Origin of the sequence: Pseudoalteromonas sp. PAST1 (assembly GCF_021532515.1) — a bacterium.
Classification (GTDB): domain Bacteria; phylum Pseudomonadota; class Gammaproteobacteria; order Enterobacterales; family Alteromonadaceae; genus Pseudoalteromonas; species Pseudoalteromonas simplex.
The window spans coordinates 60012-82271 of the sequence record NZ_JAKGBH010000002.1; the positions used below are offsets into that span (position 1 = coordinate 60012).

18 protein-coding genes are annotated in these 22260 nt (G+C 42.2%); 11 read left to right on the top strand and 7 right to left on the bottom strand.

Annotation, left to right across the window (positions count from 1 at the left end; all coding sequences use genetic code 11):
• Window positions 1–73: 73 nt before the first annotated feature.
• Together L1272_RS01185 and L1272_RS01190 are read left to right on the top strand one after the other, a co-directional pair.
• Window positions 74–2503, top strand: coding sequence for a zinc-dependent metalloprotease (locus L1272_RS01185; RefSeq protein WP_194441841.1), 2430 nt, complete (start codon window positions 74–76; stop codon window positions 2501–2503).
• Window positions 2504–2608: 105 nt separating this feature from the next.
• On the top strand, window positions 2609–3391 hold the full coding sequence (locus tag L1272_RS01190; RefSeq protein WP_194441840.1) for a YggN family protein: 783 nt from the start codon (window positions 2609–2611) through the stop codon (window positions 3389–3391).
• 61 nt (window positions 3392–3452) lie between these two features.
• Here L1272_RS01190 and L1272_RS01195 read toward each other — a convergent pair whose 3' ends face one another.
• Together L1272_RS01195 and rsuA are read right to left on the bottom strand one after the other, a co-directional pair.
• Window positions 3453–5027 carry a methyl-accepting chemotaxis protein gene (locus tag L1272_RS01195; protein WP_138601746.1) on the bottom strand — a complete coding sequence of 525 codons (1575 nt, stop codon included), beginning with the start codon at window positions 5025–5027 and terminating at the stop codon, window positions 3453–3455.
• 154 nt (window positions 5028–5181) lie between these two features.
• A complete protein-coding gene (rsuA, locus tag L1272_RS01200; protein ID WP_187489807.1) occupies window positions 5182–5880 on the bottom strand; it encodes a 16S rRNA pseudouridine(516) synthase RsuA in 699 nt (232 codons plus the stop codon).
• A 58-nt stretch (window positions 5881–5938) separates the two neighbouring features.
• Between rsuA and zapE the strand changes: the two genes are divergently transcribed.
• Window positions 5939–7048, top strand: a complete 1110-nt coding sequence (gene zapE / locus L1272_RS01205) for a cell division protein ZapE (protein ID WP_194441839.1) — start codon at window positions 5939–5941, stop codon at window positions 7046–7048.
• Window positions 7049–7096: 48 nt separating this feature from the next.
• Here zapE and L1272_RS01210 read toward each other — a convergent pair whose 3' ends face one another.
• On the bottom strand, window positions 7097–10117 hold the full coding sequence (locus L1272_RS01210; RefSeq protein WP_235372599.1) for a TonB-dependent receptor domain-containing protein: 3021 nt from the start codon (window positions 10115–10117) through the stop codon (window positions 7097–7099).
• Between the two features lie 330 nt (window positions 10118–10447).
• Here L1272_RS01210 and L1272_RS01215 point away from each other — a divergent pair, with 330 nt between their 5' ends.
• Window positions 10448–12577, top strand: a complete 2130-nt coding sequence (locus L1272_RS01215; protein ID WP_194441837.1) for a winged helix-turn-helix domain-containing protein — start codon at window positions 10448–10450, stop codon at window positions 12575–12577.
• Window position 12578: 1 nt separating this feature from the next.
• Here L1272_RS01215 and L1272_RS01220 read toward each other — a convergent pair whose 3' ends face one another.
• A complete protein-coding gene (locus L1272_RS01220; protein WP_194441836.1) occupies window positions 12579–12908 on the bottom strand; it encodes a 5-carboxymethyl-2-hydroxymuconate Delta-isomerase in 330 nt (109 codons plus the stop codon).
• A 10-nt stretch (window positions 12909–12918) separates the two neighbouring features.
• A complete protein-coding gene (locus L1272_RS01225; protein WP_166340506.1) occupies window positions 12919–13506 on the bottom strand; it encodes an outer membrane beta-barrel protein in 588 nt (195 codons plus the stop codon).
• Between the two features lie 103 nt (window positions 13507–13609).
• Here L1272_RS01225 and L1272_RS01230 point away from each other — a divergent pair, with 103 nt between their 5' ends.
• The 6 genes from L1272_RS01230 (at window position 13610) to L1272_RS01255 (ending at window position 18549) form a co-directional block, all read left to right on the top strand.
• Complete coding sequence (locus tag L1272_RS01230; RefSeq protein ID WP_054551027.1) at window positions 13610–14080, top strand: CreA family protein; 471 nt, start codon at window positions 13610–13612, stop codon at window positions 14078–14080.
• Between the two features lie 3 nt (window positions 14081–14083).
• Window positions 14084–14866: a hypothetical protein gene (locus L1272_RS01235; protein ID WP_054551028.1), complete on the top strand. Its 783-nt coding sequence runs from the start codon at window positions 14084–14086 to the stop codon at window positions 14864–14866.
• A 6-nt stretch (window positions 14867–14872) separates the two neighbouring features.
• Window positions 14873–15493: a LysE family translocator gene (locus L1272_RS01240; protein ID WP_194441835.1), complete on the top strand. Its 621-nt coding sequence runs from the start codon at window positions 14873–14875 to the stop codon at window positions 15491–15493.
• Window positions 15494–15500: 7 nt separating this feature from the next.
• Complete coding sequence (locus L1272_RS01245) at window positions 15501–16016, top strand: gamma-glutamylcyclotransferase family protein (RefSeq protein ID WP_175082464.1); 516 nt, start codon at window positions 15501–15503, stop codon at window positions 16014–16016.
• Entirely contained in the window at window positions 16013–17560 is a 1548-nt protein-coding gene (locus tag L1272_RS01250; RefSeq protein WP_194441834.1) for a serine hydrolase, read from the top strand. The genes L1272_RS01245 and L1272_RS01250 overlap by 4 nt, the downstream gene beginning before the upstream one ends.
• 68 nt (window positions 17561–17628) lie before the next feature.
• Window positions 17629–18549, top strand: coding sequence for a histone deacetylase family protein (locus L1272_RS01255; protein WP_138601705.1), 921 nt, complete (start codon window positions 17629–17631; stop codon window positions 18547–18549).
• Here L1272_RS01255 and L1272_RS01260 read toward each other — a convergent pair.
• Window positions 18546–18836 (bottom strand): hypothetical protein, encoded by a 291-nt coding sequence (locus tag L1272_RS01260; protein ID WP_194441833.1) that lies wholly within the window; start codon window positions 18834–18836, stop codon window positions 18546–18548. The two genes, L1272_RS01255 and L1272_RS01260, sit on opposite strands and share 4 nt — an antisense overlap.
• Before the next feature lie 78 nt (window positions 18837–18914).
• On the opposite strand from L1272_RS01260, the gene L1272_RS01265 reads away from it, so the two are divergent.
• Complete coding sequence (locus L1272_RS01265) at window positions 18915–21419, top strand: EAL domain-containing protein (protein WP_194441832.1); 2505 nt, start codon at window positions 18915–18917, stop codon at window positions 21417–21419.
• Here L1272_RS01265 and L1272_RS01270 read toward each other — a convergent pair.
• Window positions 21416–22225, bottom strand: coding sequence for a DUF2797 domain-containing protein (locus L1272_RS01270; protein WP_188728008.1), 810 nt, complete (start codon window positions 22223–22225; stop codon window positions 21416–21418). The genes L1272_RS01265 and L1272_RS01270 overlap by 4 nt on opposite strands.
• Window positions 22226–22260: the final 35 nt, after the last annotated feature.

Consider the following 22260-nt stretch of genomic DNA (forward strand, 5'->3'; position numbering starts at 1 on the left):
ATTTTTATAAACGGTACTTTATACTGCTTAATACCTATACAGTATTTAAAACGCGAATAACAAAGATAAGATTATGCAAAAAATACCATTACTACGATATCTGCTCTTAGCTGTGCTACTTACTATGATAACTCAAGCACACGCAGCAATTAAGTCTATAAATGATTTTACTGAAAAAATGACTCATTTTTCAGGCTATTTTTCATTTTACTACGACACAGAAAACGGCAAATTGTATCTTGAGGTGGATAAATTCGAGCAACAATTTTTACTACAACAAAGCCTACCTTACGGTGTTGGTTCAAATGATATTGGCTTAGATCGCGGTCAGTTAGGCGATACTCACTTAGTTCAATTTGAGCGTTTTGGCGATAAGGTAATGCTAAGAGCCATCAATACTTATTACCGCGCTAATACTAATAACCTTGCGGAACAACAAAGTATTAAAGAGGCGTTCGCATCGAGTATTTTAGCGGGTTTTAGTGTTGTAGCTCAGTCAGATACTGCGGTACTTGTGGATTACACCCCTTATTTATTAAGCGATGTTCATGGTGTAAGCCGTCGTTTATCGGCAACCGGGCAGGGAAGTTTTAATCTAGATAGCAACCGCAGTGCGGTATATTTAGCACGTTCAAAAGCGTTTGAAAAAAATACAGAATTAGAAGCCGTGCTTACTTTTCATGGTAATAACCCAGGAAAGTATGTACGCCAAGTGAGCGCAGACCCTTATGCGCTGACAGTACATATGCATCACTCATTAATTGAATTACCTGATGATAACTACACCCCGCGCAAGTTCCACCCTCAAGCAGGTTTTTGGAGCATTGAACACAAAGATTATGCGGCAGCGCTGGGTGAGTCTATGTATGTGCGTTACATCCCGCGTCATCGTTTAGCAAAAAAAGATCCGAGCCTGCCAATCAGCGAGCCCGTTGAACCGATTGTTTATTACTTAGATCCGGGCGTACCAGAGCCAGTTAAAACAGCGTTACTTGATGGTGCTAAATGGTGGAATGATGCCTTTAATGCAGCAGGTTATAAGAACGCATTTATCGTTAAAGTGCTCCCTGATGATGCCGACCCTATGGATATTCGCTACAACGTAATTCAATGGGTGCACCGTGCAACCCGTGGTTGGTCGTATGGCAGTTCAGTGATTGACCCTCGAACTGGCGAAATTATCAAAGGCCATGTGACACTGGGTTCACTGCGTGTTCGTCAAGATATCTTAATTGCAGAAGCATTAGCAGCTCCCTATTTTGAAGGCAATGAAATGGCTAAGCGCTTACAAGCCATGGCACTTGATCGTATTCGTCAATTAAGCGCACATGAAGTTGGACATACTTTAGGTATTTCGCATAACTTTGCAGCGTCAGTGGCAGACAGAGCCTCTGTAATGGATTATCCACACCCACTACTGAGCTTTGATGAGCAAGGTAAATTAGATGTAAGCCGAGGCTATGCTGCTGGCATGGGCGTGTGGGATACCCAAGTTATTAAATATGGTTATAGCGATTTCACTAATCAAGATGAAGCACAGCAATTGGCTGCTATTTTAGCCGAGAACAAAAGCAAAGGGTTGGAGTTTATCTCAGACAGTGATGCCCGCGCTCAAGGGGGCGCTCACCCAACTGGGCATTTATGGGATAACGGCAGTTCACCGAGTGATGAGCTTATGCGGGTACTAGATGTTCGTAAACAAGCGCTGACGAGCTTTGGTATCGAAAACATCAAAACGGGCACAGCTTTATCACAACTAGAAGAAATGCTGGTGCCACTTTATTTGTTCCACCGCTATCAAGTTGAAGCGGCGGTTAAATTAATTGCCGGTGTAAATTACGAATACGAAGTTCGTGATGGTTCACAACCAAAAGGGGCGCAGGTTGTGGCAAAGCAAACACAACAAGCGGCAGTGGATGCCGTACTTGCGACATTAAAAGCTGAGAACCTTGTTTTGCCTGAGTCGGTATTAGCGCTTATTCCACCAAAAGCGTATGGTGAATCTAAATCACGCGAAAGTATTGTTGGTCGCACAGGACTAACGCTTGATGCGATGGCGCTGCCTGAAGTTGCTGCAGCACATAGCTTGAGCCTACTTTTTAATAGCCAACGCATTAACCGTTTAGCACAGCAGCAAGCACGAAGCGATGCATTTTATGGTTTAGATGCGTTATTAGCACAAACTTATCAGCAAGTTTTTGAGCAAAAAATTGCTTCAGGGATGGCAGGTAAAATTAGCCAACGTGTACAGCTTTTAACTGCAAAACAGTTTGCCGATTTAGTGGCAAGCAATGAGGTGGCACCCGAAGTACAAGCACAGCTTCGTTACTACTTAGCTAAACTTGCAAAGAGTTACCAGCAAGAATCAATGCTAGGCAGTGTATCCGTTGGCAACAGTGCATTTAAGCAATATTTAAGCGAGCAAATCAGTCACTTTTTAGAAAGCGGTGAATGGCCTGCAAACTTTAAAGTGTTGCCAATGCCACCGGGTTCGCCAATTTAACTCACCTTTCTTTTAAGACGCCTAGCATAGCTAGGCGTTTTACTTGCATAAAATTGGATATTTGCTAATCTAGCGGCCTTCCTTTTTTGTCTTTTTGAGGTGTATATGGCGTTCTTTTTTCGCTCGTTGTTAGCAGCGGCCATTACATTCTCTAGCTTTTCCAGTTACGCAACCCTAGAAAAAAAACAATGCGATGTAGAGCTAAGCCATGGCTTGATCATCACTGATGATGTCATTCGTATTGTTGATAAAGGTCAAACTCGCGTACAAATCAACAACGATAACCAATTGTTTATACGTGGTTATTGGGTTGATTTAAGCCCAGAAGAAAGCCAAGTTGTAGAGCAGTTCAGCCGCGGTATCAGGCAAACCGTCCCTGAACTTGTTGACCTGGCGACCGATGGTGTAAACCTTGGCTTAAGTGCTATCGAGCAAGTTGTTGAGGGCATGTCAGACAAAGAGCCTGAAGTGCTAAAAACTCAACTGCAATATGTTGAGCGTGCACTAATGGATAAATTTAAGCGTGGCGATGATTTTTTCTTTATTGCTCCGCAGTCGCTGTCGAAAATCGATGACTTTTTTACCAAAGAAATCAGCCAAAAAATTCACTCTGCAGTTCACGGTTCACTTGGCGCTATTTTAGTTTCGCTAGGTGATGCCTTTAAATCGCGCGAAGGTAACATCGAAGACCGTATCAATGATATGGGGCAGCGTATGGACATCATCTCAAAAGAAATTGATAAATCACTACAAAAGAAAGCAGAGCAATTAGAGATGAAAGCCTCAGAATACTGTGAGTGTTTGAACTCATTAGATGTCACTGAGTCACGATTACAACAAATGGTGCCGGGGATGGCCGATTTTGATTTGGTACAAATAAAGTCTTAATACGAACTTAAAACGAAAAAGCCCAGCAGTTGCTGGGCTTTTTCGTTTTTACTTGTTTGAATTAGCTAAACTTAGCGGTTTCAGTTTCTAAATCGCTAGTAAGGCCTTTGATCAAATCGGTTGCTGTATGAGCCTGATTAGATACATTAGCCGTTTGTGAAGCCGTGTCTGAGATAGTTACGATGCGCTTGGCGGTGTCTTCACCAGCATCAAGCTGCTCTTTTGCAGCAATAGCTATCTGATGGCTCATTTGCGCGATTGCGCTGAGTGAGCTGGCAACGCGTTTTAGTTCTTCATTGGCTTTAGTCGATTTTTCTACGGTTTGTTCACTGGTACTCATACTGAGCGAAACAGATGACTTGGCATCTTGGGTTGCAGCTTGTAGTTTGCCAATCATATTGCGGATTTCTTCAGTGCTGGTCTGTGTGCGTTGGGCAAGCCCACGAACTTCATCAGCAACCACAGCAAAACCTCGTCCTTGCTCACCTGCACGGGCAGCTTCTATTGCCGCATTAAGCGCAAGTAAGTTAGTTTGTTCGGCAATACCTTGAATAACACTCAGCACATTTGCGATGTTATTTACTTCATCATCAAGCACTTGAATATTATTACCAGCGCTGTCAATTTGCTGCTCTAAAAGCGCGATGGTATCAGCAGCCTCGCTGGTTAAGTGGCTGGCACTTTGACCTTGTTGCTCAGCTTCTTGCACTGAGTAAGCGGCTTGCTCAGCATGTTCTACAACAGTTTGTGCTGAGGCTGTTAACTCGGTAATAGCTGAAGCTACCATTTGAGTTTCTTCGTTTAGGCTACGAGTGAGTTTGTCGAGCTCAACAGAGCGATATTCGTTATCGACACTTTGATTTTTTAAGCTATCTGTAACCCCTTTAATGCCACCAACAACGCCGCGTAACCCTTGCTGCATATAATGCATGGCTGCAATAATGCTTTCAGGTGGGGTATCTTGGCGAATATGTGAGTTTAAGTTGCCACGAGAGACATTCTTAACAATACCAATTACTTCATCAATTTCGCCGCCTAAGGCATTGGTGAGTGATGAGCCAAAGCGAGCAATGGCAAAGGTCAGCGCAATGGCAATAAGCATAGATAAGCCCAGCAGCCACTTTGCAGTATTCCAATAACGTTCATCAACTTCTTTGGCGCTAATGCCTGTACCTACATACCAGCCAAACAGCGGTGTTTTTTGTACTACAGAGGTTAAATCAACGGTTTCACCATCTCGCACTGAATCCCAGTGATAGGTGATGATTTTATTGGTCGTGTTACCCACGAGATTTTCGACCATACGGCCGATACTGTTGCCGCTGGCATCTTTAAAATCGTTAAAGCTGGTGCCGTGTAGTTCTGGGTCGTGCGGAGTGGCGACAAAATCTAAGTTGTTGTCGACGACATACACATATTCTGAGTCGTGGTATTTATTTTCTCGAAGTACCTGAATAGCGAGTTTCTTTGCTTGTGCTTCTTCGAGTTGATTGCTTTTAACCATCAACTCAAATTGCTCAACAATATTGGTGGTGCTCTTCATGAGCTGGTTGATACGCGCGATGTTGTCGCTTTCGCTGGCATGGCGTAAAGATTGTAAGCCAAGTAATGCTATCGCCGATAACGCAATAAACATAGCGATAGCAAATAAGGTGATTTTTGTTTTTAAAGCTAATCCTGATAACACAGTCAGCCTCCTTTATTATTTCCCCTGTTAACTTCTACCACGTTTGTCTGGTTTTATTAAGGAAAAATGACAGCGTTATCATGATTTTTACTCAAGTACCTATTTAGAGCTTCAGTTCGGCTTCTGTCAGGGCACGATATTCACCGCTTGCAAGGTTTTCATCAAGGGTGATGTCTGCTATTTTTTCACGATGTAATTCAACAACTTTATTACCTACAGCTGCAAGCATTCGTTTAACTTGATGGTATTTACCTTCGCAAATTGAAAGGCGTAAGCTGTAACTTGCAAGCTTTTCAACAATAGCAGGGCGGGTTAGTTCTTTTTCGTTGTGTAATTGCACCCCTTGCTCTAATGCTGCAATGGCTTCTTCATCAATAGGTTCTTGAGTTTCAACTAAATAGGTTTTGAATTTGTTATGCTTTGGTGCAGTAATTTTGTGTGACCAGTCGCCGTCATTGGTGATGATCACTAACCCTGTGGTGTCGATATCTAAACGGCCTGCAACATGAAAGTCGCTCATATTTGGTTCATCAAGTAAATCAAATACAGTCGGGTGAAGGTCATCTTTATTGGCACATACATAGCCAGCTGGTTTATGGAGCATGAAGTAGCGTTTGCCTAAAAATACCAGTGGCTCGCCTTGCCAGCGCACATCGTCATCTTGGTTGATTGAATAATCAAATGAGGTGATCACCTCGCCATTAACGGTGGCGTATTTACGTTTGATACCTGCTTTGGTTTTACTGCGAGGTAACTCGGCAATATGGCTAATAAATTTATCTAAACGGCATGGAAATTTCATTGGGATCACATTTTTAGTCGGCTACAATGGCGGCGAGTATAGCGGATACTAGTTACCTATGACAGTACAGCAAGGACAAATATTACAGCATTACCAAGCACAAATAGCCAAAGGTGATTTGCAAGAAGACCGTGCCCAGCGCACAGCGATTAATGCTCTGGATAATCTAGCCATAGAACTGGCTGCACCAAGCCATTGGTGGCAAAGCGCTAAGCCAATAAAAGGGGTTTATTTGTATGGTCCAGTAGGGCGTGGTAAATCCATGTTAATGGACGTGTTTTTCAAGCTTGTTGATATTGAAGCTAAGCAGCGTTTGCACTTTCATCATTTTATGAAGCAAGTGCATGAGCGCTTAACTCAGCTGCAAGGGCAGAAAAATCCGCTGACGGTGATTGCTAAAGAGTGGGCAGAGCACATTCGCTTGATTTGTTTTGATGAGTTTTTTGTGTCTGATATTGGCGATGCCATGATCTTAGGTGGCTTATTCAAAGCCCTGTTTGAGCAACAAGTAGTGTTAGTGGCAACGTCAAACTGTCAGCCAGAACAGTTATATCGTAACGGTTTGCAGCGCGCACGATTTTTACCCACTATCGATTTATTAAATGAGTATTGCCATGTTTTAAGTGTTGAAGGCGATACAGATCATCGCTTTCGCTTTGGTAAACAAACCGAACATTATTTTATTAATAACAAAGAGGCACTAACAGAGCGCTTTTTAAAGCAAGAGCAAGTAATACAAAGGCAAACAACGATAGAGGTTTGCCACCGCGAGCTTAGCTGTATCTTGCTCGCTCAAGACGCCATTATGTTTGATTTTATGACGCTTTGCTCAGGACCTAGAAGCACCGCGGATTATATTGATTTGGCAGAGCGTTTTCAGCGGGTGTATTTACTCAATGTGCCAGTAATGGGGCGCGGAGCCACAGGCAAACAAATTGTGCATGGTATTGAAGATAGCTACCAGCGAGAAAAGCAAGATTTACAAGAACACTTTTTAGATGATGAAGCGCGGCGCTTTATTGCTTTGATTGATGAGTTTTATGATCGCAGCCGATTGCTGGTGATTTCGGCTGAGGTGGGCATTAGCGATTTATATCAAGGCCAAAAGCTGGCATTTGAATATGCGCGTACCGAGTCTCGATTAGTTGAGATGCAAAGCTGGCATTGATAAAGAAACACGCCACTGAGGCGTGCTTCTTATTTTCGAGCGCTGAGGCTAGAAGCTGTATGATACACCTATGTATGCATAGCGCCCCTTGCCACCACCGTATTTTGAATAATAATTACCGCGGCCTGATGGGTAAAAGTCCCCTTTATTATCAAAAAGGTTATTCACACCACCAAATAAACGTAAATCACTTTTGTTAGACAGTCCTAATTTATAAGAAACTGACAAATCATGTCTTAGGTATGAGCCGTAATCTTGAAAAGCTAGTTTTTCAGGGTTCGTAACGCATTCATCGCTTCCTTCTGCGCAGCGTTCATCATTATCTGCTAAGTAGCCTAAGTATTCTTCTTCTCTACTTTGGCTTGCTTTAAATGAGCCTAAGTATTTAGTACGCCAACGGATCCGTAACTCATCTTTTCGCCAAGTTAAAGACATTGAAGCTTTATCTTTACTTTCGCCATAGCCCGCATAATGTGTAGTCACTTTACCGCCATCAGGGCTTTGGTATGTTTGCGAGTTCTCGATGACATGATTGTAGTCAAGTTTAAATGCCAACTGACCTAAACTTTGTAAATCATATTCATACTGAGCTGAAACATCATAACCACGTGCAGTTAGCTCATCGAGGTTGTATTTACGTTGTACTATTTCAATGATATTACCTTCATCATTACGGGTAATATCATTACAAAAAGAATTATTTTCACCCCATTGTGTACCTGAGTCATAACACTCTCGTTGAATATTATCATTACTTAATTCAGAGATAGCATCTGAGACAGATATGTCATAAAAATCAATCGCAAGATTAAAATCAGGGATAAACTGAGGGGCAATACTCACACCGAAAGTATAGGTATCAGCGGTTTCTTCTTTGAGCTCTTTATTACCCACACCCGGTGAATAACGGTTGTTATCATCATCAAATTCAAAGTTAGGATCTTCTGCAATTAGGGCTGCAAGTGTTGGCTCTTTGCGGCAGTTATCATGCCCTGCGTCAGTTGATGTAGCTGTTAGACCATCACAGATATCATCATAGCTGTCATAGTCGCCGCGTGGTGGTGATAATAATTCTGTGATAGTTGGGGCACGTTGAGCACGGGCATAGTTAGCTCTAAAAGCATAGCCGTTAGTAATTTCCCACATTACGCCTAATTTATAACTGGCAACAGTCCCGACATTATTCATACTGTAGTTAGCTACACGTAAAGATAGGTCTGTATCAAGTGACTTTGCAAATGTTGCATCCCTTAAAAGCGGTAGTGCAAGCTCAGCAAAAGCTTCATATACATCAACTTCACCATAAAAAGTAGGCACATAATTAAAAGTAATACCGCCTGCTCTTATATCATCACTGGTTTTGAGGTCTTGGCTATCTTTGCGGTATTCACCACCAAACACAGCTGCAACTGGCCCTGCAGGGAGCTCAAACAGGTCACCAGTAATGTAGCCTACCGCACCATATTGTTTTATCTCGGTATCAATAATTGGGTTGCTGCGGATCCAAGCGGCCATCTCTTCGGTAATAGAGCCTTCACCAAATAAGTTAATTGCTACACAGCCTTCTGCGCGAGCCGCTTCATCAATACACTGAATTGTGCCATCAGCTAACTCTTCAGCTTGTAAAGCTTGATTAAGTCTAACTGTATTTAATTCATTGCTTCGTACTTGATGTTGTTTAAATCGACCATAGCTGACTGAAAAATCCCAGTCCCACTCGTCATTAAATAGAGTGCCTTGAAGGCCAGCCCAGCTGCGAATAGTTTTTCGACTATTGTCAGTAGTGATGTTACCAACCTCATGAAAGCGACGATCCCAATAAATACGGTCTTTGTATGGGTTTGCATCAAGAATCTCTTGTGGAACATACGGATTGTCAATTGGAATATAACCCGGTTTTACAAGCCCTAAAGGCTCACCTGTAGCCGGATCAAACTGCGGTGCTGTGGCACCCTCATATTCGTCTTCTGGTGATTTATGATTGAACGAATCACTGTCACTGTATTGCACTTGCGCGTAAAACATCACATTGTCAGTAAGGTCATAATCAATTTTAACTGCAGTAGAGAAGTTATCGCTTGGTACATCAAGCATTACATACTGATTTGAATTGATCCCATAAATTTCTTCATTACCTTTCCAATCATCACGCAGGGTTTGTCCGTCGTACCAGAACTGTGTGTCGTTTTTGCCATTTTCTAAAAACACACCACCAGAAAGACCATCACTTTTACTCACCCAATCAGCTTGCGTGATGTCGCGCATACATTGATCGCCATCTGCTGTTTGCATTACATTACACATGCGCTCTTTATCGTAATCGTAGCTATCTTCTATTTGTGCGCGTTTACGGTCGTAAAAAGTCATACCGAAATCACGGTCCCAGTTTGAACTGAAATAAGCATAGCCGCGACCATCATCGAATGACGTACCATAGTTTAAGTCGAGGCTAAACTCTTTACTGCCTCCTTCAGTTGACTCGCCAGTTTTAGCTTTAAAATCAAACCCTTCTTTTTTTGATTGAGTGATGATATTAACAACACCGGCCACAGCATCGGCACCATAAGTTGCAGATGCACCGCCGCTTATTATTTCAACGCGATCAACCATGCCGCTCGGAATAGTATTTAAACTGACATAGTTGCCGCTGTAGCTATTAGAAACTACACGACGGCCATCGATCAGCGTTAAGGTGCGATTAGGGCCTAAGTTACGTAGTTCAACTGTTGATAGACCGGTAGTTGAAACGCTTGATTGGCTGGTGGTGTTACCGATGCTCTCGCTAAGAGCTGGCATGTTATCAACTAAAATATCTGATAAGTTGCTTAATCCTGTATCGGAAATAGCGTCACGATCCATCGTTACTAAGGGGGTTGAAATGGAAAAACTATCACGCTTTATTCGTGAACCTGTCACGACAATTTTTTCAGGTTCTTCAGTTTGCTCATTGGCTGTTGGGGTGGTATTGGCAGTGCGAGCTATTTCAGCCTCATCTGCAAAAGCATGTTGACTAAAACCACTGGCAACGGCAAGTGCAATGGCACAAGGTTTGGTTAGTAAATTTCTCACAGGCGTTCCTAGTTGTTATATTTTTAGTTTTTAGAACCAGAGTGATGCTCTTTTTAAGGGCAGTTAAAATTTACAGCGAACAACACTCTGGTTGGTCGGTATTGACGTTAAAATAATTATAGAAATGTGAACTTAACTACAATCTTAGGTTGCTCGTTTATGTCTCTATTTTATATCTATTGAATATCTATTCATTTAAAAACAGTGCGTTAGGAAAATTCTTATTGTTAATTAAATTGCAATTCTAGACTGGTTAATACTTGGCTTTTACGTTAGATTGGTAGGGGCTTACACTGCTGTTTATCTAAAATGAGGTTTTATTTAGAGTTAATGGAAACATCGAATCGCGCTTATCAGCTGGGCCCATGTGTTGTTAACCCGCTCGAAAATAAACTGATATGCAATGGCAGTGAACAGCTTTTGCAGCCTAAATTCATTGAGCTATTAGGCTGTTTAGTTGGGCGCTACCCTGAACCTATCACCCGTGAAGATCTTATTAACCATGTGTGGGAAGGTAATTTTTATGTTGGGGAAAAAGCGTTAACGAATGCTATTTGGCATTTACGAAAAACATTTAAAGAACTCGACCCAGAACAAACTTATATAGAGACATTACGTAAAACGGGTTACCGGGTACTGTTAAAGCCTGAACCAATAGCTACAGCCGATGAAGTAAAAACCGAGGGCTTTAGTATCACAGCAGTACAAATAAGGCAGTTGTTTGTGGCTTTTTGTTTAATAAGCCTAGTGGGAATGTATTGGTTGTTTTTATCGCCCTCAGAGCAAATCAATTCAAGCTTTGTGTTGCCACTTAATAGCATCGAGAGTGTGACGGCAAGCCCTGGTCGTGAGATTTATCCTTCAATTTCAGATGATCAACACTATTTGGTGTATTCATGGCGACAACTTGGTAAACAAAATAACCTCTATTTACGCGATTTACATTTTCCTGAACACCCAGCCAAGCAATTAACAGACTCACCTTTTACCGAAGGACGCTCTGTGTTTAGCCCAGACTCAAATACTTTATACTATTACCGAATGGCGTCAGATGTTTGTGAAATTGTAAAACTGTCTTTGGTGAATGCCACCAGTGTTGTACTTGGCGAGTGCAGTAATAGCTATGCAGCAGATCTTGATATCAGTAGTGATGGCAAAACTCTAGCCTATATTGCAGATCACACTGGGCAGTCAGGCAACAGGGTGACTCGTATCAAGCTACTTGGGTTACAGGAAAAACAAACAAAAGAAACAGTTATTCCTTGTAATGATGACTGCGAAACTGTGTATGAGTCAGTGTCGTTTTCGCCCGATGCACAGCGAGTTGTGGTTACGCGTAATGTTAAAAACAACCAAAAAGCGTTGTTTTTAATAGATGTAAAAACAGGGCAAAGCCAACGGCTAACTCATGATTTTGTTGATATTCATGGTGTAGATTGGCATCCGTCTAAAGAGCAATTGGCGTTTAGTGCAGTTGAGGGCGCTAAGCGTTATGGCTATTTTTATGATATTAAGAATAAAACCTTAATCAACACGCAAATTGCTGGTATGAGTTCACCTAACTTCAGTGGCGATGGGAGTGTTTATTATCATCAATGGGATTTAGATAAGGTAATCACGCGACTGAAAATAGACGAACAGGTGGCAAGCTCGCCATTTTCTATGTTGTCGACTAACTTTAGCTCGCTCTTTCCCGAGTATAATCAGCAACAGAATAAACTGCTGTATGTGTCGAATGAGTCAGGCAGTTCGCAGCTTTGGATTGTAAACCCCGATAGTAGCTCGCGAAAACAGCTTACTAATATTTCACATAGTATCGCTGAGATCCGTGACCCGACCTGGTCAGCCGATGGACGTTATATCTTGTTTTCATTGAACGATAACGGCAGCGCTCGTTTATATTTTTATGATTTCAAAGTAGAGCAAAGCCAACAAATCGAACTGCCATTTAGCTATGCTGCTAAACCTAAGTTTAGTGCTGATAGTCAGCATTTTTTAGTCTCTGATGGTGACTATCTTTACCGTTATGATTTATCAGGAAAAAACCAAGGAAAAGCTGTTGAAATGCCAGCACAGTATGGCGTTGAAACACAATCGGGCGATATTTTATTTACCAATTCGCGCCATGCTATTTGGATTAAACATCATGATACAGGTGTTGAAGAAATGCTGGTGAACGATGTTAAGTTGGCGCGCAAATATGCGTGGTTACGAGTAGCAAAAAACGCGTATCATGAAGGGCGTATTTATTATTATAAAGAGCGCCGAGGTGATTATCGTATTAGCTACTATGACTTAGCTAGTAAACAACATCATGATTTAATTGCTTTGCCTGAGCGCGCATATAGCCGTTCATCGGGTCTGACCTACATACCCGATGAACGTTGGTTGGTTTACACTGCGTATCTATCGCCTGAGATAGAAATCAAGCGTTTACCCGCAGCTTATTTACCAAAGTAAGCTAGCACTTACGATAGATATCAGCATCAATATCATAAATATTAACGCTTAGACTATACGAGCGGCGGCAGTATGTTCTTAAGCAATTTAATAATTGCTCACTAAGCATCTGCTTTTGCTCTACGGTTCTTCCTGCCATAATTGATGCGCCGATGTGTATAAAGCCATCTTTACCTTCACCTAATTCGTAATGTTGATAAGCGATTGCACGAGTCTTTATGGTCGAAAGATCAAATAAGCCTGAGTCAAAAACGGCTTGGTGAACTTTTTCAACTAACACTTGTGGCAGAATTGGCAAGTCTTCTGAGTGTTCTATAACAATGTGCGGCATGGGGTCTTCCTTAAAAGCGGTAACTAAAACCGATGTTTGTCTGAAATTGGTTTAACACATCACCATCAAAGTGCCATAGACATTGGTCGTCTTCTGATGTTGGCAATGTGCACGATACGTTACTTGCATTATTTACAATAGTTGCCAGCCAGCGAGTTTCAACATAAACCCGTGCTTGTTCAGTAAATAAATAATCTGCGCCAGCATAAAGGCCAGAGGTAAAATATGTATCAGAGTCGGCAAAGTCAGTGCTGACGTGATTTGCGCCAATTTGGGCACCAACAAAACCAACTATACGGTCAGCTAATGGCACTTCAACGGCACTTTGAAATAGCAGGTATTGCATCTCGACTTGCTTGTTGGTTTGGTCTTTCATATCAAGTTCGGTTGCAGAATAAAAGAACCCATAACGAGCATTATCAATAGTTCTATCTAGGCTGACAGTAAAATGGCTGTCATCCTCAAGCTCAATTTTAAGGTTTTCTTCGGTTTGCACCGAGTTAGTAAAGTTTTTGCCGAAACCAGCGCTAATAGAGTAGTCAGCGTGAGCGGTACTACTTAAGAACATTAAACACAGTAAACCAAGCGATTTTTTCATTGTTTAGGTGCTCGTTGTTGAAGATATTTTGAGATAGTATTGAAACATAGCAAGCAAATCGTTGTAAACGGACAACTATCGCTTTTTAATAAGGAACACTAGGATGAAGTTACTAAAATTAGCTGCACTTACTGCGCCACTGATTTTGTTGAGCGGTTGCTCGGATGATGCAGCTTCGGTGAGTTTGGGGCTATTCACTACCAAAGATATTAAAGTGGTATCACAACAAGACCCGCTTATAAGCGGTGTTACTTGCCATATTAGCCATATTGAAGCGAATCTTGATTTTGCTGATCCATCTGATATGTCTATTGCTTGTCGTCAAACAGGACCTATAACCGCTGAACAATTACAACAAATTGACCGCAGTAAATCGGGCGAAGTGGTGTTTAAGTCATCGAAAAGTATTTTGTTTAAGTCGTTAAAAGTGCGTCGTATTTATGATGCGCCAACACGCACTTTATTATATTTGTCTTATTCAACGAAAGAGTCGAGCGGCAGCCATCATCATGCTTTATCAACCGTGCCTCTTTACAATACGGATGCATGGCAGTGGGCACAATCACAAGAGTAATTTATGTTAGCGTTATTTAAGTCAGCCCCACTTGTTGATGAGCAAGAGCAGCAGTGGTTAATCGATACCTTTTTATGGGCTGTTGAACACTTTGATAGTGAATATTTTTTAAAACACACACAAATCATTTTACCTAACGGGCAGTTCTTTCCGGATAGGGTATCGAGCGTCAGTGAAATGGCTGAAAAAGTATTTAGCCGAGTTGTTGATTATGCGGGGATGCAGGCGTGGCCAATTAACTTAGTTGCGCCATCTGGGCTTACACCTCAGGTGTTTCCGCATTTTGAATTTCAAGACAATTTACGCGGTAGCGAGGCGAGTTTAATTGTGCCGGCAAATCATCCGGTGAATATCTCGTTTAACCCGAACCAAATCAATCAACCGCAAGATTTAGTGGCAAGTTTTGCTGGTACCTTAGCAACCATTTTGATTCACCATGTAGGTGTATTACCGCCCGGTGGTAAAGAGTACTTACCGCAAGCGAGCGATGCGTTGGCATGCTATTTAGGCTTTGGGGTGATGATGAGTAATACGGTGTATCAATTTAAAGGAGGCTGCGGCTGCGGTTATAACCCTTATGCTAATCGCCAAGCGGCGTTGACTGAGCCACAAACGCTATTTATGCATGCGCTGGTTACGCATTTTAAAGGGGATAATCAGTCGAAGAAGTTTTTAAAGCCCCATTTACGCAGCCAATATAAAAAAGCGCAAAAGCAAATTAAAGCATTGGTGAGTGACAGTGCAAATCCGTTGTTATTAGCATTAGATGAACAAGCAGTAGGGTAATATTGAGTGCAGTATTTAGATGAGTTTTTATTGATAGCCATTGCTCACTTTTTTGCGGTAGCAAGCCCAGGCCCTGACTTTGCAATTGTACTAAAGCAAAGTATTCAACAAGGTCGTAAAAATGCGCTTTGGACCAGTGCAGGGGTTGGTGCGGCTATTTTGCTGCATATTGCTTATTGTGTATTAGGTGTGGCATTAATTTTATCCCAGTCACCTAGCTTATTCATGGCTTTAAAATACCTTGCAGGGGCTTATTTGGCATACTTGGGTGTGCAAGCTTTACGAAGCGCAAAACCTAGCGATAGTGAACAGCAAACCCTTTCTCCTGCTGAGCCTGAATCTGTGTATAAAGCATTTCGACGCGGCTTTTTTACCAATGCCCTTAATCCCAAAGCAACACTGTTTTTTATGTCGTTGTTTACTCTTGTAATAAGCCCTGAAACACCTGTTGTAGTGCAGGCTGGTTATGGCGTGTATATGGCAATGGCGACTTGGCTGTGGTTTTCATTTTTATCATTGGTGTTATCAAAAGCATCAGTGCGAGCATTTTTCTTAAAAAGCGGATACTGGTTTGATAGAGGCATTGGTGTGATCTTAATTGCCTTAGCTATTCGCGTTGTTGTGTGAGGTAAGTATGGCGCTATATAACTTTTCATTTGGTTCAAATATGTCATCGAGCAGATTGCTGGCAAGGTTACCTGAAGCAAAGCGGGTAGGCACAGCTACTTTAAAGGGCTATGAGTTGACGTTTGATATGGTAAGTACCGACGGCTCTGCAAAGTGTAGCGTGCGTAAAACAGATCAGGCAGATGCCTTGGTATATGGTGTTGTGTATCAGTTAAACGAAGCTGAAAAGTCGATTCTTGATGATATCGAAGGGCCGCGTTATGACTGTGTAGATATCACTGTTGAACTACTAGATGGCGAGCAACTTGCTGCCCATTGTTATATCGCTAACACCTTGGATGAGTCTTTACTGCCATTCGACTGGTATCTTCAGCATGTTCATCGCGGAGCGCTTGAAGCAGGTGTACCAAATCATTACAGTGAAGCAATACTCGCAAGGCCAAGTTGCGATGATCCAGATAAAACCCGAGCAGCGAAAGAGTTCGCTATTCACAACAATAAAAATCACCAAGGGATATTATGATATTTCGTAAATTAGCCGTTGCAGCGGCGCTGTTATCGAGCTGTTCGTTTTACAGTTATGCCGATATTGATACTAAAAAAATTGAAAAAGTAATCGAAACGTCAATGGCACGTTTTGACGTACCGGGTATGGCTGTAGCGATTGTTGAAAATGACCAGGTCGTGTTAGCAAAAGGTTTTGGTGTATCTCACCTTGATACCGGTAAAAAAGTAAATAAAGACACCTTATTCGGTATCGCGTCAAACACCAAAGCATTTACCGCAGCAGCGTTAGCTAAATTAATTGATGAAGGTAAGCTTAGCTGGGATGACAAAGTAATTGATCATCTTCCTGAGTTTCGTCTGTATGACCCTTACGTAACACGTGAAATGACCATTCGCGATTTATTAAGCCACCGTAGCGGTTTAGGTTTAGGGCAAGGCGATTTAATGATTTGGCCAGATACTGACAAATCGATTGATGAAATTATCGCAGGTCTTAAATACTTAAAACCAGCGAGTAGCTTCCGTAGTAAATACGCCTATAACAACTTAATGTTTGTAACAGCCGGTGAGGTAGTAGCCCGTGTTTCAGGCATGAGCTGGAATGATTACATCGAGAAGAATATTCTTCAGCCACTTGATATGAAAAACTCACGTGCAGGTTTTTCACGCATTCCTAGTAGCAATAAAAACTGGGCGACGGGTCATATTCCAATGGATGGCCAACTACATCCATTTTTTGTGAACTACCTTGAAGATTTTCGTGGCGCTGGTGCGATTGCATCAAGCGTAAGCGATATGAGCCAATGGCTACGCACGCAGCTTGCTCATGGCAAAATGCCAAATGGCCAGCAGTTATTTACAGAAAAGCAGCAGCAACAAATGTGGCACCCGCACATTACGTCAATGGCATCAAAAAGTGCTTATGAAGCTTACCACCAACAATTTAGAGGTTATGGTTTAGGCTGGAGCATTGAAGATTTCCACGGCATTAAAAAGCTAGGCCATGGTGGTGGTATCTTAGGCATGGTGTCTCAAGTGACATTATTACCAGAGAAAAACCTCGGTATTGTTATTTTGAGTAACCAGCAAGCATTCAGCGCGCTTTCTGCGGTGACTTACGAAGTATTAGAAGATGCATTAGATCTTGAAGATAAAGACTGGGTTGAAGACCTTGCTAAAAAGCACTTTGAAGGTAAAAAAGAAGCTTACGCAAACGCAAAACCAGAAACACCTGCTGATTATCAAGCGAAACTACCAAACATCAACTACACAGGCACGCTGCACGATAACTGGTATGGTGATGTGGTAATCGAGGAGTTAAATGAGCAGCTACGTATTGATTTTACACATACAAAGCGTTTGAAAGGTCAGCTGGAGCATTACACCGGCAATACGTTTATTGTGAAGTGGGATGAAAAGTTACTCGAAGCAGATGCTTACATTGAGTTTCAAATGAGCCCTGATAACCGAGTGAGTAGTGCAAAAATGCGCGCTGTCTCAACGGCGGTGACAGACTTTAGTTTTGACTTTAGGAATTTAGATTTACGCGCTAAAAAGTAAACCAAAGTCGCAAAGCCACCATTAGGTGGCTTTGTTATACTGGGGGAAAATAATTCAAGGAGCGTATTATGAGAACGGCAGTTATCTCACATCCATTTTGTCGTAAACATAAAATGATTGAGGATCACCCCGAATGCCCTGCGCGTTTAGATGTGATCACCGACCGCTTGCTAGCAAGTGGTGTTGATATAGCAATTACTCACTTACAAGCTCCTAAAGCCAGCCGCGACGACTTTTTACGTGCTCATGATGAACCTTTGGTAAGCCATGTAGAGCAAACAATTCCAGATGAAGGACTTGCTGAATTAGACGGCGACACTTGGTTGTGCCCAGATTCAATGAAAGCGATTGAACGAGCCGTTGGTGCTGGATTACTCGCCGTTGATGAAATCCTTGCTGATAAGCTGGATGCCGCGTTTTGTTCTGTTAGACCACCTGGGCATCATGCAAACCGCAGCACCTCTGCAGGATTTTGCGTTTTTAATAACCTAGCCATTGCCGTGAAGTACGCGCAAAGCAAAGGTGTAAAACGCATCGCTATTTTGGACTTTGATGTACACCACGGCAACGGCACACAAGATATATTTTTAGATGATGACACTGTGTTGTTTTGCTCTTTGTTTCAACACCCGTTTTACCCAAATACCGCCGTTGAAAATAACGCGACGTTAGTGAACTCACCGCTGCCAATTGCCAGTGATGGTAATGACTTAAAAGCTGTTTACCTTGAGCAGTGGCTACCAAAACTCAATGAATTTAAACCTGAACTATTGTTTATTAGTGCCGGGTTTGATGCTCACCTTGAAGATGACATGGCAAGCCTGAAGTTTGTTGAAGATGATTACGCATGGCTAACCACGCAATTAGCTGAATTTTGTCAGCAGCAAGGTTGCAAAGGGATTATCTCTTATCTTGAAGGGGGCTATGCTTTATCAGCCCTTGGTCGCAGTGCCGTTGCGCACATTAAAGCGCTGGTGGATGCCCCTTAATCTACCAGCATCGCAAAGGCTTGCGGTGGTGTAAGCCGAGTAACCTTACTTAAGCAGCACACTCCTTCTTGTGCTAGATATTCTGTCACTCTATTCGCAAGTTCAACGTCAGTTAACGCTTTCACGCTTTCTCCCTGCAAGTTGACATACTGCCCTGTTGTTAAAAGCAAGATAGTTTCTTGCTGCTCTTCACTCAAACCATATACAAAGCTTTCTATATCGGCTTCATCTTCTACTAATGCTAATTCATGGTCTGAAAAAATAATCTTAGGAAATGATGAGTGCATTTATTGTCCTGTGTCAAAGTTGCCAAGGTTGAAATGATTATAATTGCCAATTCATGTAAGAACTAGGAAAGTCGACTTATGAATCAACCAAGACGACATCAAAAGGTCAGTGATGTCTTTTCGCAAAAGTTGGTATCGTGTCCTGCGCATACGCCTTTGGTCGATGCGGTGAGGTTGATGCATGTTCACAATGTGACGGCGATTTTTATCAAGCATGAGCAATCCGTGGTTGGGATTTGGACGGAAGCTGATTGTTTGAAAATTGACATCAGCAGCCCGCTTTATAAAAACCTAGCCATTCACGAGGTCATGTCTGCGCCTGTTATTACAGTGCCGAATCAATGCTCAGTCAGTGATGCAACCCTGCGTTTTCAACAGCATGGTATTCGTCATTTATTGGTGATGGATAGCGAGAATCAGCCTGCAGGTATGTTGAACTTATCTGATATTGTGCATAACCAAGGTTTGGACCACTACCTACAATTTCGGCCTATTCATGAGCAGTATCGCACTGACTTAGAGATAGTTGATGCGCAAACTCCAATAGAAGAGGTTGTGCAGCTGATGCGTGCAGGCCGCCTTGATAGTGTACTGGTTTATAACCGAGAGCTTGAACTGCACGGTATTATTACTCAGCGTGATATTGTTGAGCTGATCATTCAAACCGAGTGGCTAAATCCTTGTTGGCAATATGCCAGCTATCCGCTCATTGAAATTGATTGTGAAAGCAGTTTATTTGATGCGTATCGCACTATGACAGATCGTAATGTGCGTCATTTGGTGGTCAGAGATGATGAAATTTGCGGGGTGATTTCATTTGCTGATTTGATCACTGAGATCGAGTCAGCTTATTGCTGCGAGCTTGAGCGGGCAATTGAGCAGCGTGATATTGCTTTGCAAAAGTCACAACGTAACTTGTTTTTGGCAAATAAAATTATTGATGCCTCACTCGATGGCATAATGCTAACCCGTAAAGACGGCACGATTATTCAAGTTAACCCTGCTTTTACTAAATTGACCGGCTTTGCTGAGCATGAAGTAATTGGAAAGCGCCCTAATATTTTAAGTTCTACAAAACATAGCCGTTCGTTTTATCAAAAGATGTGGCATGCCATTGAATACGAAGGGGTCTGGCAGGGGGAGATCTGCAATTGCAAAAAAGATGGTGAAGAGTTTGTTGAGTGGCTCACCATTATCCAGATTAAAGATCCTAACTTTGATGAAGTACTTTATGCGGCAATTTTTAGCGACATTACAGAGCGCAAGCGTGCAGAAGAAAAAATTGCCCAGCTCGCCTATTACGATGAACTGACAGGCTTGCCTAATCGGCGCTTATTTCATGACCGACTCTCAATAGCTCTTAGCAGCGCCAAACGAAACCATGATCTATTAGCAGTGATGTTTATTGACTTAGACCGCTTTAAAGAGGTGAACGACAGTTTAGGGCATGACGCTGGCGATAACTTATTACAGCAAGTGGCAGAGCGTATTTTATCAATTCTTCCTGAAGGGGATACCCTTGCACGCTTAGGTGGCGATGAGTTTGTCCTGTTATGTGAAGTAAATCGGGTTGAAACACTGCTCAACTTTGCAGAACAAGTATTACAGCAAGTCAGTATGCCGCTTGCTATTAACGAGCATGTGGTTGCAATTACAGCCTCAATTGGCGCTGCAGTTTTCCCTGATGATGGCGTAGATAGCGCTACGTTGCTCAAGCATGCCGATATTGCTATGTACCGTGCTAAAGAAGTGGGGCGTAATTCATTTCAATTATTCAAACCTGCGATGAATGCACGTTCTTTAGAGCGATTGGCTATGATGAGCCGATTACAAAACGCCATCGAAAGCGATGAGTTTGAGCTTTATTTCCAGCCTAAGCAGCAGTTAAATTCTGGCAAAATTTTAGGGGTAGAGGCGCTCTTACGTTGGCATGAGCCAAATCTTGGGGTGATATCACCCGGTAAATTTATTCCTCTTGCTGAAGAGCTTGGCCTAATTGTGAAACTTGATTTATGGGTCATCGAGCAAGCTTGTAAAGAGTTAGAAAAATGGCATCAACAAGGCATTGAAGCAGGGCGCTTAGCAATTAATATTTCGGCTAATCACTTGCGTCAGGGGCAGTTAGCATCGAATGTTGAGCGCTTACTCGAGCGTTACGATGTAGACCCACACAAGCTTGAAGTAGAGCTTACTGAAAGCTGTTTTATCAGCCACTTTAGTGAGGCTAAGCAAGAGTTACTCGCGCTTAAAAAGTTAGGCGTGCATATAACGTTAGATGACTTTGGCACGGGCTATTCGGCTTTAAGCTACTTAACCAAACTGCCAATTGATACGTTAAAAATTGATGCCAGCTTTATCGCAAAAGTGCCAGATGAATACGGTAATAGTGAAATTGTCACGGCGATTATTAGCCTGGCGAAAAGCTTGAGTATTCATGTTGTCGCGGAAGGGGTAGAGAAGGTAGAGCAGTTAAATTACTTACGTTCACTTAACTGCGATACCATTCAAGGCTATTACTTTTGCCGCCCAATAGCGAAGCAACAATGGTATGACTTTTATCTCAATACCGAAAAAAGAGCCTAAGCTAGGCTAATTTCGTAAGAAGTGAATTTACGAATATTAATGACGCCAGTATCAAAAATTAAGTACTGGCCTTTAATGCCTTTTAAAATACCCGATACTTCTGGTGCTTTATCAAAATTGAAAGAGCTGATCTTGCTTGGGTATTCACTTACTGGGTAGTCTAGCTCGACCACCTCTTCATCGAGCTTTTCAATGGCTGTTGCGCCAAATAGCTCTGCAAGTTCACTCAGCTTAGCATCAATTTGTGGGATCAACTCTGCTGCCGCAGCTTTTAAATCAATCGCTTCAGATTGGCCTTTTAGCATGTTTCGCCAATTGGTTTTATCAGCAATAAACTCGGCTAAAGCAACCTCAACTAAACCCGATTGAAGGCGGGTTTGTACTTTGAAGATAGGTAAAGCTTGCGTCGCACCTTGGTCAATCCAGCGTGTAGGAATTTGAGTATGGCGGGTAATACCTACTTTTAGGCCTGAAGTGTTGGCTAAATATACGTAGTGCGGGATCATGCAGTTTTCTTCACCCCACTGTGGCTCACGACAGGTGCCCTTATCAAAGTGACACGTTTCAGGTTTCATGATACACATGTCACAGCTAGCCAGTTTGCGCATACACACAAAACAGTGGCCTTGAGAGTAGCTTTTCTTGGTTTTCTTACCACAGTTACAGCAAAAAATATTGCCGGTGAAAGTCAGCGTGAGCGGCTTACCAATATAGTCATTTAATGAAACTAGCTCATCACCGATAGGTAATTGATATTCGACAGGAGAGGTCAGTGTCGACTTTAATTTTCTGATCGTACCTTGCATCTTTACATGGCCCCTAAAGATGTTAAAAAAGGGCA